The 14,319-nt window shown below is 42.9% G+C and carries 10 protein-coding genes and 1 CRISPR repeat array; of the genes, 3 read left to right on the top strand and 7 right to left on the bottom strand.

Going from position 1 to position 14,319, the window contains the following annotated elements; all coding sequences use genetic code 11:
- Positions 1–350 precede the first annotated feature (350 nt).
- The 5 genes from hemH to ACM0OP_RS09115 all read right to left on the bottom strand — a co-directional run bounded on the left by hemH (position 351) and on the right by ACM0OP_RS09115 (position 4,787).
- A complete protein-coding gene (hemH, locus tag ACM0OP_RS09135; RefSeq protein ID WP_414528089.1) occupies positions 351–1,517 on the bottom strand; it encodes a ferrochelatase in 1,167 nt (388 codons plus the stop codon).
- 361 nt (positions 1,518–1,878) lie between these two features.
- Entirely contained in the window at positions 1,879–2,763 is an 885-nt protein-coding gene (locus tag ACM0OP_RS09130; protein WP_414528088.1) for an alpha/beta fold hydrolase, read from the bottom strand.
- Between the two features lie 18 nt (positions 2,764–2,781).
- A complete protein-coding gene (locus tag ACM0OP_RS09125) occupies positions 2,782–3,276 on the bottom strand; it encodes a HugZ family pyridoxamine 5'-phosphate oxidase (RefSeq protein ID WP_414528087.1) in 495 nt (164 codons plus the stop codon).
- 315 nt (positions 3,277–3,591) lie between these two features.
- Positions 3,592–4,512: a histone deacetylase family protein gene (locus tag ACM0OP_RS09120; protein ID WP_414528086.1), complete on the bottom strand. Its 921-nt coding sequence runs from the start codon at positions 4,510–4,512 to the stop codon at positions 3,592–3,594.
- A gap of 62 nt (positions 4,513–4,574) precedes the next feature.
- Entirely contained in the window at positions 4,575–4,787 is a 213-nt protein-coding gene (locus tag ACM0OP_RS09115; protein ID WP_414528127.1) for a hypothetical protein, read from the bottom strand.
- A gap of 477 nt (positions 4,788–5,264) precedes the next feature.
- Here ACM0OP_RS09115 and gyrA point away from each other — a divergent pair, with 477 nt between their 5' ends.
- On the top strand, positions 5,265–7,895 hold the full coding sequence (gene gyrA, locus ACM0OP_RS09110; RefSeq protein ID WP_414528085.1) for a DNA topoisomerase (ATP-hydrolyzing) subunit A: 2,631 nt from the start codon (positions 5,265–5,267) through the stop codon (positions 7,893–7,895).
- 301 nt (positions 7,896–8,196) lie between these two features.
- Positions 8,197–9,726 carry an apolipoprotein N-acyltransferase gene (gene lnt, locus ACM0OP_RS09105; RefSeq protein WP_414528084.1) on the top strand — a complete coding sequence of 510 codons (1,530 nt, stop codon included), beginning with the start codon at positions 8,197–8,199 and terminating at the stop codon, positions 9,724–9,726.
- Positions 9,727–9,946: 220 nt separating this feature from the next.
- Here lnt and ACM0OP_RS09100 read toward each other — a convergent pair whose 3' ends face one another.
- Positions 9,947–11,056 (bottom strand): acyltransferase family protein, encoded by a 1,110-nt coding sequence (locus tag ACM0OP_RS09100; RefSeq protein WP_414528083.1) that lies wholly within the window; start codon positions 11,054–11,056, stop codon positions 9,947–9,949.
- A 187-nt stretch (positions 11,057–11,243) separates the two neighbouring features.
- On the opposite strand from ACM0OP_RS09100, the gene ACM0OP_RS09095 reads away from it, so the two are divergent.
- Positions 11,244–11,966 carry a polysaccharide deacetylase family protein gene (locus ACM0OP_RS09095; protein ID WP_414528082.1) on the top strand — a complete coding sequence of 241 codons (723 nt, stop codon included), beginning with the start codon at positions 11,244–11,246 and terminating at the stop codon, positions 11,964–11,966.
- On the opposite strand, the gene ACM0OP_RS09090 is transcribed toward ACM0OP_RS09095, so the two are convergent.
- On the bottom strand, positions 11,946–12,314 hold the full coding sequence (locus tag ACM0OP_RS09090) for a helix-turn-helix transcriptional regulator (RefSeq protein WP_414528081.1): 369 nt from the start codon (positions 12,312–12,314) through the stop codon (positions 11,946–11,948). The two genes, ACM0OP_RS09095 and ACM0OP_RS09090, sit on opposite strands and share 21 nt — an antisense overlap.
- Positions 12,315–12,779: 465 nt before the next feature.
- Positions 12,780–13,919: direct repeats of the CRISPR family, unit length 37 nt; unit sequence CTTTCCGCTAAACTAATCCCCGTAAGGGGACTGAAAC.
- Positions 13,920–14,319 lie beyond the last annotated feature (400 nt).

Below are 14,319 nucleotides of genomic sequence, written 5' to 3'. Positions count from 1 at the left end.
AAATTAATCAAACACATACCTCAAACCCTTACACAGCAAGCAATCGACACACCTCAACGAAATAATCAGGGTTTGGGCGATTTGCCGAGGTGTGTAGATAGTCATGTTACAAAAACGCATAAATTAGCTTCAAACCTAGATACAGCAAGACCTTGATACCAAATTTATTTTCAGATAATATCTGATTATTCATTCGCATAAGCAATTTGACATACTCCCCTGCTTCTTCCCCTACTCCCCATTCCCCAGCTATATCTTCTCAAAGGATGATATTAATAAAATAGGGGCGCAAAGTCTTGCGTCCCCATTAATTTGAGAATTGCTAAGTAAGTCATCGTAAATAAGTAAATTTACTGTAAAATGCCAATCATGTGCAGAAAACCATGACCAGTAACTAGCTCAATAATTAAAGCAATAAAGCCTAGCATCGCAATTCGACCATTCCAAACTTCGGCGCTGGTGGTCATACCCCATTCCCAGTTTTCTTGGGGGTACATTTTCACCATTTTTTTGATTTGTGCGGCTTGGGAAAGTTTGAAACTGGGTTTTTCTAAAGCATCAATTACCAAATCTGCTAATGCTTGAATAAATATTGGATGGGTGTTGGGAGCAGCAGCACGGCGGAAGTTATCAATTCCCGACTCTTCGGCTATTTCCCGATATTCAATATCAATTTCTTGTAGAGTCTCAATGTGTTCTGAGACAAAACTAATGGGTACAACAACTAAATCTTTTACCCCTTTTTCGCCGAGTTCTCGCAGCGCATCTTCAGTATAAGGTTGGAGCCATTCTACTGGCCCTACACGACTTTGGTAAGCTAAGGTATAAAGATTTGGTCGATTGAGAGTCTGCATAATCAAAGCAGTACATTCCTCAATCTCTTGTTCATAAGGATCTCCGGCTTCTTCAACATAGCTTTTAGGAACGCCATGAGCGCTGAAAAAAATATGCGCTGCATCAGGATTGTCAAATTGATCGAGTTCTTGGGCGATGAGTTCCGCCATTACCTGAAGATAGCTAGACTGTTGGTACCAAGAGGGAATTACAGTATAGTCAATGGGCTGAAGTTCTGGCTTTTCTCGCCACAGTTTGTCTAACAGCCGAAAGCTAGAACCACTGGTACTAATGGAAAATTGTGGGTACAGTGGTAAAATTACCAGCTGTTCTATTTGATCTGCGGAAATTTGGGCGATCGCCTCTTCTGTGTAAGGATGCCAATAACGCATTCCTACATAGATATCAACTTCTTTTCCCAAATCAGCTAAATGTTCTTTCAGGGCTTCCCCTTGAGCTTCAGTGATTCGTCTGAGTGGGGAACCACCGCCTATTTGCTTATAGTTAGCTTGAGATGTTGTAGTTCGCCGTGACGCAATAAACCAAGCTAGGGGTTTTTGCAGCCAGCGAAACGGTAGGCGAATAATTTCCGGGTCGGAAAAGAGGTTATACAAAAAAGGCCCAACATCTTCTAGCTTATCAGGACCACCGAGATTGAGTAATAAAACGCCTACACGACTCATAGCAGTTATTTTCCCCCAATCCTTTCAGATTCTTTACTAATGTTAACAATATATGTTATTTGACAATTTTCCCATCCCTAATGGGGATGAGGATTTCTAGTTACGCTTGGTTTATTTGACTCAGATTATATGAGTAATGTGGTTATGTTCACAAACAGCGTTGATCATGAAAGTAGAATCAATACTGCTCGTTAAACCGTAAATTACCTTGAAATTAGTGTAAATAATTCTGAGTTATATCCATTGTACGGCAAAAACACATTCTCTGAGTCTTAACTTCTACCTCAAGACTTATCCATCCCCAGGGTATAGACTAGTAAGTAATTATACTATCGTGTTTTAAAAATTCAGCACAGTTTATTCACATATATCGTTGCAGTAGACCAATAATCACTTCTGGGGTTTCCAGATGGGGTAATATGCCAGTATCTGCGATCGCCTGAAAATCCCGAATTGCCCTTGTATTCAGATTAGCTAAACGTCGCCCCAGCTTAATATTAGTAAATTGTGCCTTCTCGCCCCAAAAGAATACCGTGGGAGTTTGCAACTGCTGGATATACAAACTCAAATCAAAATACAGGTCTCCCCGTAAAAACGCCAAAGCCGAAAACTTAGCATGAGGCTTTTGTGCAGAAGTCAAATAAGCTGCCACAATTTCTGGAGAAACTCGTTCTGGCTTCCCAAACAGAAAGCTTTGCAAAAAATTTCTCACAGCAATTTCATTTTTAGCCCCTAGAGTGTAAATTACATCATCCAACAAAGGGGAATTAATAATTGGTAATGGGATTCTCCGTCCAGCGCCTTGACCAAAATCATCAAACCCAGAAGGACAGACTAAAAATAAACTCTGAAATAACTCAGGATGGGTAATAGCCAGACGGATAACGAAAGCAGCAGTCAAAGAAGAAGCCACCACCCTCACTGGTTGACGACAAGTTTGGCGGATAAACTCGGCAATAGTAGTTAAATAATCCCTAATTTGATAATCTCGGACTGGATGAGCCGATTCTCCCCAACCAATTAAATCTGGTGCTAAAACTCGGTGAGTAGCTGCAAAAGCCGGATAAACCTTAGACCATTCATAAGCAGAAGCACCACCGCCAAAGTTATGCAAAAACAGTAGAGGTGGTAAATCTTCCCCATCAGCATTTAACCAAGGTGCAGTGGTTTGAGTATAGTAAACCATCGCCCCTAACGATGTATGAATAACTTTATGCCCAAAGCCGGGAGGTTGAAACTGAAGCATAAATTTACGCAAGTTTAATTATTTATTGCCGGTTATGTGAACTAGTTTATCTAGTTGATCACCACTAATCTGATAAGCTGTCCCGAAACCAATGACAAAACGACCACCGTTAGGAGTTAAGCGGAAAATCCGAAAATCAGGTAAGCCGCGAAAAACTTCAATCAGTTCTCCAAAACGTTCTTTAAATTGGGCAACAATTTGATTCCAAGTCTCCGTTTCACGTTCTATCAAAGTTGCTGTACAATCAAAATTCAGCCGGCGACGGGCAAAAATTTGATCACTTTTAGATTCATCCTCAATAAATAAAACACTGACATGAGGATTAACATGAATATTTTGGGTATGTGTCGCTAAACCGCTAACGTAAATATAGATATTTTTAGCATCATCCATCACGAAGGGAGTGTAACTAGCATTGGGTATACCTGCTGAGTTAACTGTGCTAATGATTATACTTTCTACTGATTGGGTAAAGGTTTCATACTGGGATTGGGCTTGTTCGATTTGGCTCATAATAGTTTGACTAGGAACTCTGCCTTAAGTATCCTAACGTGCTGGAGCAGAACAAGGTAATGGGTTGGGGAGCAGTATGTCCTAACTTGACAAAAACCTAGTCAAAATCCCACAGGTGTTTTCACGTTTCATCTGAAATTTGCTCAAAAAATTAGTGTCTGTGTTCAGATGTGGCAAAGTGGGATGTGGGAAACTCCCGGCAATTGACAATCCCGATCAAGTTTTGGGACTATTAGACCATCAAGAAATCCAGTCTAGATTTCTCTGTATTCTTCTATAGCAGTCTCACAAGTGTTACTAGGGAAGGGAAAAAAGCTAAGTTAAGCAGCTTTCAATGGTGGCTAATACAGATTGGGAAAGTGAAGCAAAATCATAACCACCTTCTAAACCAAAGAGAATTTTAGGGGTTATTCCCAAACAAGCATCAGTAAATAAGCCATAATCTGCTGGTTCTAAATTGATCCTGGCTAAAGGGTCTTCCCTATTGGCATCATAACCAGCACTGACAATCAGTAAATCCCCTTGAAAGTTAGTTAAAAATGGGATGACTTTTTTTTCTATGAGTGGCTGATATACAGTGATGTCACTACCAGGAGGTACAGGTAGGTTTAAAACATTATTATGCAGTCCGGTTTCCGAAGCCTTCCCAGTACCGGGATAGCAGGGGTATTGATGTAAAGAACAGTAGGCAATTTGGGGATGAGTTTCGACGATCGCCTGAGTCCCATTGCCATGATGCACATCCCAGTCTAAAATGGCAACGCGCTTAATTCCTGGTTGTTCTAGGGCATATAAGGCGGCGATCGCTGCGTTAGAAAATAAGCAAAATCCCATCCCCATATCACTTTCAGCATGGTGTCCTGGTGGACGTGCTAAGACAAAAGCCGGGTTTTCTGTTGCTAAAACAGTATCGACCCCATCCATCCAAGCACTTACCGCTAACAACGCCACATCATAACTGCGGGGAGAAATGCGTGTATCACCGTCTAAATAACCCCCACCAGTGGCTGCAATTTCCTTAACTTTGTTGATATAGGTTGAAGTGTGCGCTTTTAACAGTGTAGCCATGAGCGATCGCCGTTCTGATACTGCGGTAGGTGTCAGCCAAGAAATTTTTTCTGCCACAGCTGACGACTTGAGGGCATTAACGATTACTGTCAAGCGTTCTGGCATTTCTGGATGGTATTTTCCGGTTTTGTGATCTAGAAATTCCTGGGAATAAATGACTGGTAGCATAGGGAGAAATATATGAGCAGCAAAATACTCAAGTTATTCTATCCTGACTACTAACTGTATTCTTAATCATCCTCAAGTGTCTCATCAATTGGTTGCTCTAGCATTTCCGGTACTAAAGCTGGATTACCCCTACGTTCAGATGGTGATTGTCCTCGGATGACATCATCCATTTTGGGAGGGTGTTTAATCATGTCCAGCACCTCTGGACTTAATTGGGATGCAGTATCTTCTGGATGCAATTTTTCCCCTGGTTTGGGAACTTTTTCCTGATTCATGGGATTCATGACAATTTCCTCTAGCTACTCACATCAACCTTAAGATATGTTATGGCTAGACTTACACTATCTGGGGACTTAAATTACCGTTTCCCAGTCTCCCTCATCTGAATAACATGGAATAACTGAATATAAAAAATTGATGATTATTTAGGGAATAAATATTATGAATAAATTTTAAAACAGGAATTTAAATAAACAAAATTGATAGCTATTCAGCCATGATAACAGTGATTTTGTATGATAAAAAAACATGATTTCAACCAATTTATAATCTTTTTTATATAGCACCAAATCAAATGTTAACTTTTAAATTTAAAGTTCTGATGTTGAAGCTAGTTAGTAGCTCGGCAAAATCCCAGTCTATATGTTAGAATGTTAACAAAATATGACAATTATTCAAGATTAATTGAGAATAATTTGGCGCTTGGTAAAGCGCAAGGGCTAAAATCTACATTTTTTGGAGTTTTTTAGGTTATGACAACCTCACAGGAGAGGATTATCCCGACGGACTTGCGGAACGAAATGTCCCAGTCTTATCTGGAATACGCCATGAGTGTTATTGTGGGTCGGGCGCTGCCAGATGCCAGGGATGGTCTGAAACCTGTGCATCGTCGCATCCTCTACGCAATGCACGAGCTGGGTTTGATGCACGATCGCCCGTTTCGGAAATGCGCCCGTGTAGTCGGGGAAGTGTTGGGTAAATATCACCCCCACGGCGATACCGCAGTGTATGATGCTTTGGTGCGGATGGCACAGGATTTTTCTATGCGATCGCCCCTAATCAACGGGCATGGTAACTTTGGTTCAGTAGACAACGATCCGCCGGCGGCAATGCGGTACACAGAATGTCGCTTGCAAGCCTTAACTAATCTGTCTCTACTGCAAGACATTGAATCAGAAACCGTAGATTTCATCGATAACTTTGACGGTTCCCAACAAGAACCCACAGTATTACCATCACGCATCCCCCAATTATTGCTCAATGGTTCCTCCGGAATTGCCGTGGGGATGGCTACGAATATTCCTCCCCACAACTTGGGCGAATTAATTGATGGTTTGGTGGCCCTGATTCATAATCCAGAGATTACCGATCTGGAATTAATGGAGAACTATATTCACGGGCCAGACTTTCCCACCGGGGCGCAGGTTTTAGGAACATCTGGCATTCGGGAAGCTTATACCACTGGACGGGGTTCCATTACCATGCGTGGTGTCGCCACCATTGAAACCGTTGAACAAAGAGGGCGACAGGATCGGGAAGCAATAATTATCACCGAACTGCCCTACCAAACCAACAAAGCGGCGTTGATTGAAAAAATCGCTGATATGGTGAATGAGAAGCGGTTAGAGGGAATTGCAGACATCCGCGACGAAAGCGATCGCGACGGCATGAGAATCGTTATCGAACTCAAACGCGATGCTTATCCCCGTGTAGTCCTCAACAACCTCTACAAGCAAACCCCACTCCAAGCCAACTTTGGGGCGAATATGCTGGCGTTGGTGAATGGTAAACCAGAAATCCTCAATCTCAAGAAGTTCTTAGAAGTCTTCCTAGATTTCCGCATCGAATCCATTACCAGACGCACCCGCTACGAACTGCGAAAAGCCGAATCTCGTGATCATCTCTTACAAGGGTTATTAATTGCCTTATCCCAGTTAGATGCAATTATCGTCTTAATTCGTCATGCACCCGATGCACCCACAGCCAAAGGAGAGTTAATTACAACTTACGGGCTGTCAGAAGTGCAAGCCGACGCTATTTTGCAGATGCAACTACGGCGTTTAACTGCTCTAGAAGCAGATAAGATTCGTCAAGAACACGAAGATTTACAAACGCAGATTGCAGATTTGCAGGATATTTTAGCGCGACGAGAACGGATACTAGAAATCATTGAAACTGAAATCGCTCAGTTAAAAGAAAGCTTTTCTACACCCCGGCGCACAGTAATTTTACCGGGAGAAGGCGAAATAGATGAGCGTGATTTGATTGCTAATGAAAAAGCGATCATTCTCGTGACAGAGCAAGGTTACATCAAAAGAATGCCTGTCAACACCTTTGAAGCTCAAAGCCGTGCTACCAGAGGTAAAGCTGCCGCCAAGGTCAAAGATGATGATACCATTGAGCATTTCTTGACTTGCTGCGACCATGACAGTATTTTATTCTTTAGCGATCGCGGTGTCGTTTACTGCTTAAAAGCCTATCAAATTCCCGTCAGTTCCCGTACCAGTCGCGGTACAGCCATTGTGCAGATGCTGCCCATTCCCAGGGAAGAAAAAATCACCTCAATTGTCCCCGTAGACGAGTTTAGCCGGGAAGAATATCTGGTTATGCTCACCAAAGGCGGCAATATTAAGAAAACCGAACTAGCCGCATTTAGTAACATCAGGGCTAACGGCTTAATTGCCATTTCTCTCGAAGAAGGCGACCAACTGCGGTGGGTTCGACGGGCGCGAGTTGAGGACAGCATCTTAGTTGGTTCTCGTCTGGGTATGGCCATTCACTTTAGATGTACTCATGAACAGTTGCGTCCTTTAAGTAGAGCAACTCGTGGAGTCAGAGCCATGAAACTGAAGAAAGGCGATGAATTGGTAGGAATGGATATACTTCCAGCCGCAATTCTGGACACCTTAAATACAGATGAACCCGAAACCGTAGAAACCGAAGCCGTAGAAATCGAAGCCGTAGAAACCGAAACCGCAGAAATCGAAAATCAGGAGGAAACCGCAGAAGTAGTAAGTACCGGCAGTATAGGCCCTTGGGTATTGGTAATTACAATGGGCGGATATGGAAAACGTGTTCCCGTTGCCCAATTCCGACTACAAAACCGGGCTGGTCAGGGTTTAATGGCTACTAAATTCAAAAACCGTAAAGGCAAAGACAAATTAGCCACCTTACGCATCGTTAATAATGACGATGATGAAATAATGATGGTGACAAAGCGCGGTATTATTATCCGTCAAGCAGTGAATGCGATTTCCATACAATCGCGGTCAGCCACTGGCGTAAGAGTGCAGCGTCTCGATGAAGAAGATGCCATTAACGGTGTAGCTATAGTTCCTCCAGATGCAGTTGATGATGTGGAAGTGCTGGAAGAAGCTGAGTAAAAAATACAGAGAGAAGCTAATTGTCTTAAGAGGTTGTTTGAAAAGTCTAATTTATTACTCGTCTTGGCGACTAGAAGTCGCGGCTACACAGACATGACGCGTAGCGTCTTCCCGTAGGGAAGGCCACCTCCGTGGGTTAATAATCTTAATTTTGTGTTAGTCCTCAGAGGCGGACTTTGCTTGTGTAGTAGTGAATTATATTCGCCCAAAACTTCTCAAACAGCCTCTCAAGACTTACGCAAAAACTCTCTAGAACTCTTATTTCTTTGTGTCCTTAGCGTACTTTGCGGTTCGTTTTTCCATGATTTTGCGTAAGTCCAGTACCTTACTCCCTTACTTCATCGCCTTAGCCAGTGGTGTATCGATGGGGCTAACAGTAGCCCCTGTCGGTGCATGGTTTTTGGCGTGGATTGCCCTAGCTCCCCTGTGGGTATTAGTTGTTACATCTGCCTCATCTCCCCTCCTCCTCGCCCTCGCCTGGGGTGTAGGCTATCACGGAGTCGCCCTATCCTGGATTACTGGCATTCATCCAATGGATTGGTTGGGTGTTCCTTGGTTGCCGAGTTTAGCAATTACCCTGTTTTGTTGGTCATTTATCAGCCTTTACGGGGGTTCCCTCGTTACCCTCTGGGCAGCTGCTATGACTCGTTTAGGTAAGCAAACAACTTGGCAGCGTGTTCTATTTGGTACAGCGATATGGTGCGCCTTAGAAAGCCTGTGGAGTGCAAGCCCCCTATGGTGGAGTTCCCTAGCTTACACCCAAAGTCCTCACAATCTAGTAATTTTACACCTCGGTCAACTCTCCGGAGCGAACACAGTCACCGCCGCAATAGTTGCAGTCAATGGCTTCATAGCTGAAGCATGGATAAACGCCAAGACTTCCTCTGCGCCTCTGCGGTTCGTTAATAAAAACTTAGCCTCCGCCGCAGCAATATTAATCACCCTACACCTCCTGGGCTTTTACCTATACACCCGTCCCATCGCCCAACCACCAGAAGCCACATTAAAAGTCGGAATTATCCAAGGTAATATTCCCAACGAAATTAAACTTATACCCCAAGGATTGCGACAGGCGATCGCAGGTTACACCACTGGATATTACACTTTAGTAGATCAAGATGTAGATGCAGTCCTCACCCCAGAAAGCGCCTTACCATATTTTCAGCGAGACTTACCCAACACCAGCTTAGTGCAAGCAGTGGCAGAAAAAGGCGTAGTTGCGTGGATTGGGGCATTTGGACAAACAGGACGCAGTTATACAAATAGTTTATTTACCTTCACTGGTAACGGTGAAATTTTCAGCCGTTACGACAAAACCAAATTAGTCCCATTAGGTGAATATATACCCTTTGAGGGGATTTTCGGGGGGATAGTGCAACGCTTATCACCATTGAATGCCCACCAAGTACCAGGTACAACAAATCAGATATTTGATACCCCCTTTGGTCGCGCCATAGTTGGTATCTGTTATGACTCCGCATTTCCCGAACTATTTCGTCGTCAAGCTGCTGCGGGTGGGCAATTTATTCTCAGCGCTTCCAATGATGCTCATTACAGTGCATCTATGCCATTTCAGCATCACGCCTTAGATATGATGCGGGCTATTGAAACCGATAGATGGACAGTCAGGGCGACTAATACCGGATATTCAGCCTTTGTAGATCCTCATGGTAAAACCTTATGGCTATCTGGATATAACACTTATGAAACCCATGGAGAAACCATATACAAACGGGAAACTCAGACTTTGTATGTGCGTTGGGGCGATTGGTTAACGGTTTTATTATTGGCTTTGAGTGTCTTAGGTTGGGCAATATCATTTATGTATTAATAAAGACTGTAAACTCAGTAAAAACTTTGGCTTGTTAAGAAAGATCCGGGTAATGGATAGCCGCAAGCGAGGAGGGGAACTGGATTTAGAGTTAAATTCGGTTTTTAGGGCTGAAAAATCTGTTTGGGTCAGGATGTGTGTACACCGTAGGCGAGGAGGGAAGCGGATTTTTGTGGTGTAGGCGGGTCAAAATAATATGCAGCCTCACAAATAATTGGTATTAGACTTTAATAAACCAGCTTTGGCGATACATGAGATAAGCTATTGCTAACCAAAATAAGAGGGTGACTAGGGCGAATAATAATGAACCGTTGAGAGTACCCGCCCAGGATGCAAAGATGTTTTGGTAAATCCAATTGTAGGTGCTGATGGCGGTTTCACCTGTGCCGATTTGAGTTCTCACTAAGATTTTAATTAATAATATGGATGCTGTGAAAAGGGCGATCGCATTTAATCCTAAAATTTGGAAAGGTTGACTCCAGCGTTTGATTTGTCGCACTTCAATAAGTTGATAGCAAGCTGCTAACAGTAGCAAAGCCCAACCACTGCTGAAGAATACAAAGGAACTTGTCCACAGTTTTTTGTTGATCGGGAATATTCCACCCCACACCCAACCAATAATTAAACAACCAATCCCAAATAATCCTAACCCGATGCTGGTACGTGTTTGTACTGGTTGTTTGAGTATCCATTTCCCTGTAAAGTAGCCAACTAGAACATTCACAATGGCGGGAAGGGTGCTAAATAATCCCTCTGGATCACCTAATTTTTCATAGCCATCAGCGCCGTATAAGTGCGCTTGGGGAATAATTAACCGATCAATATAAGCACCAAAGTTACCTGTGCGAGTCAGTACACCTGCGCCATATTCGGGAACTGGGATATACATCATGGTAAGCCAATAGCCTATAAGTAAAAGCCCTGCTAATATCCATTGTCCTTTGGGTGGTAGTTTCAGGACTGCGAAGGAGGCAAGCAGGTATGTTAAACTAATACGCTGTAATACTCCCATAATGCGGATATTACTTAAATCAAAAGTCCAAATTCCTTGGTTCCAAAAGCCGTTCAGTAGCAAACCCAAAGCAAAGAGGATGGCGGCGCGGCGCAATATCCGCAAGTATACTTTTTCGGTATGGTTTGATAAAGAGAAGGACATGGCTGCACCAACTATAAACAGGAAGAAGGGAAATACTAAGTCAGTTGGTGTACATCCGTGCCAATCTGCATGGGCTAGAGGTGAATAAACATTACCTGCTACTCCTGCCATGTTGACTACAATCATAGCTGCAATGGTAATACCGCGAAAAACATCCAATGATGACAGGCGCATAAAGGGGATTGGGGATTGGGGATTAGGGACTGGGGATTAGGGACTGGGGATTGGGGATTGGGGATTGGGAACTGGGTTAAGATCCGACCTAACCTATTTGGCTGTGGATATATATTCATGTTGTGAATCAGCAACTCAGCAACGCCGATTTTTAAAGTAGACTAAGAGAAGATAGAAAAATCATCAGATGCAATTAGCACCTCTGTTCCCGTTATTTTATCGCCTCCTCCAACCTAGTTTTCCTAACTGTCTTTGGAGTGGTAATCATTATAGTAAGGCGATCGCACTCACGTTTGATGATGGACCCCATCCGGAATACACACCCCAGTTATTGGCTGTCTTAGACCGCTACAATGTCACAGCTAGTTTTTTTTGGTTGGGTGTTTGCGTCAACCGTTACCCCAGTATTGCTAAAGCTATATGCGATCGCGGACACTGGATTGGTTTACATGGTTACGATCACCGCTCTTTTCCTACACTTTCCCCAAATCATCTCCAAGAAAGTTTAGCTAAAACTCAAGTTGCAATTTACAATGCTTGTGATTTAACACCAGAACAAGTAGGGGATGTGCGCCCTCCCAACGGTTTGTTTACACCGCAAACTTTGCAATTATTTCTTAAGTGGAATTATCGTCCCGTCATGTGGAGTATTGTACCGGAAGACTGGGTAAGACCGGGAGTAAATACTGTAGTGCAAAGAGTTCTCAAACAAGTCAAGAACGGTTCACTAATTGTTTTACATGATGGGGTGTGTGGAGGGCAAGATGTCGCTGCTACAGTAGAAATTCTGATTCCAAAACTGCTAGAGCAGGGATATGAATTTGTAAATATTGATACTTTGTGGCAGGACAAAAACGATCAAAAATTCACAGCGATAAACAATAAAAATTTAGCCCATGAGCAAACCTGAATTATCTGCTTTTGGCTTGTCTACTTCAACAAATTGAGGATCAGAAATAATAGTCTGATCTGCGGCTGATTTTTCAGTTCCTAACAAAGTATGTATTTCACTTAATGAACCAGGCTCAACCAGCGATTGTGTTGATGATTCACTAATATCTTCAATTAGGTCTTCCACCTGACAATTCAAGGCTTGGCAAAACCTAATAATTCTTTGAATGTGATCTGTCCCAGTTCTGCCACTTTCCCAGTTTTGGACAGTGCTTTCAGTCACGCCCACAAGACGGGATAATTCAAGTTGGGTTAGCCCTGCTTTTTCACGAAGCAAAGCAATCCTTGGTTTTGGCTTCTGTTTCACAGCTATAGCACTTTTTACTTTATCTTATCTATAGTGCTACACTATATCACCAAATAAACCCCAAATAAGCCACAGTGTAGAAGAATACTGAAAAACTTTTGTTGTATGGTAGGGTACAAGGAAAATCGAACAAATAACAGGGTTGAAATTCCCTCCATACAAGGATTTCATTATCTATTTTTGTTCTCACCTCCAGGGCGAAAAAATTATCCCTGATGATTCTGAACTACCTAGACAAGAGCAAACAATCATTATATGATTGACCCATAACCAAGATTTTTGGCAGACCTATAGCGAGGTCAAAAACCCTGGGGGGTTTGCCAAATCGCCAGAACCTTGACAATTCAATAGTTACAGCGTTTCATAAGTTTCAGTTGGCAATTTCCCGAAGTCTGAAATGGACTTTTTGGATCACCTTTGCCAAAATCGCTTCTAGAATCCTCTTCTAGACCATGTTTCAGATGGCTTTCCGCTAAACTAATCCCCGTAAGGGGACTGAAACTTACTAGCTGTATGTTTAACCCTGATTGATAATTACTTTCCGCTAAACTAATCCCCGTAAGGGGACTGAAACATACCATGTTTGCAATGTAATATATGCATTTACTAATTCTTTCCGCTAAACTAATCCCCGTAAGGGGACTGAAACATACATATACAAAAATAGGGCTATGGCGGAAACAATCCTTTCCGCTAAACTAATCCCCGTAAGGGGACTGAAACTTCCACTGTTTCAAGGTAGCCAGGGCGCAAACACAGAACTTTCCGCTAAACTAATCCCCGTAAGGGGACTGAAACGCTAAAAGAGATTAAGACCGTTTTACGCTGTTTTGCTTTCCGCTAAACTAATCCCCGTAAGGGGACTGAAACCTTTACAGATGAAAAAATCACTGCTACCTATGCCAGCCTTTCCGCTAAACTAATCCCCGTAAGGGGACTGAAACATTTGTATGCGATCGCATCTTCAGCCAGCAACTCACAACTTTCCGCTAAACTAATCCCCGTAAGGGGACTGAAACACTCCTTCCATCCGTTTGTACATCTGTGCCACAGAAGGCTTTCCGCTAAACTAATCCCCGTAAGGGGACTGAAACATTGAAGCTGGGATAGTAGATATATTCAGTCTAGCCTTTCCGCTAAACTAATCCCCGTAAGGGGACTGAAACAATAATTCACTAGTTGCGGGTATTGCACCCATAAAATCTTTCCGCTAAACTAATCCCCGTAAGGGGACTGAAACCAATCATCATGCTACATCCGTAATCATTCATACTTTCCGCTAAACTAATCCCCGTAAGGGGACTGAAACAATTTGAAGTCCATGATTCTATCCTTAATTTGCTGAACTTTCCGCTAAACTAATCCCCGCAAGGGGACTGAAACACTCAAAATCAGCTTCATATCTCTGAGCCGTACTAGACTTTCCGCTAAACTAATCCCCGCAAGGGGACTGAAACATTAACTGGACAGCTAGATTTATCCCTTGATCCATGAATACTTTCCGCTAAACTAATCCCCGCAAGGGGACTGAAACAGAACAGAAACTATTTCTTGATCAATTCCCCACCCTTTCCGTTAAACTAATCCCCGCAAGGGGACTGGTGCGACTATCAGTCGCACGTTTGGAGTGAGTACCTCAGAAATACTCCTGGTAAATGTCCATACCAGTACCCGCCCGAAGGGGCATAACAGGTAACTGTAATGTCTCAGAGCTAGAGGGTTAAATGCGCGACATCAACAAGTCGTAAAGTCGGTGAAGCGCTAGGGTAAAACCACCAGTGGGTTAACGAGAGTGAATCCTTGAAGAGGCATCGTGATGAGGAATTATCGAAAACGACTGAAACGATAATCTGGGGTCAGCAGAATAAAAACTGCGATGGTATTCCGCCCTGTCCTCGGAATACAGGGACATCAATAGCGCCCCCGGTGTATAGAGGGAACCCAAAAAATAATTCAAAATTCAAAATTCAAAATTATTTGGAAGTATTTTGCTTAGTTTTGACTA

Origin of the sequence: Nodularia chucula CCY0103 (assembly GCF_963923915.1) — a bacterium.
GTDB classification, from domain to species: domain Bacteria; phylum Cyanobacteriota; class Cyanobacteriia; order Cyanobacteriales; family Nostocaceae; genus Nodularia; species Nodularia chucula.
This window is presented reverse-complemented; position numbering and strand designations above follow the sequence as displayed.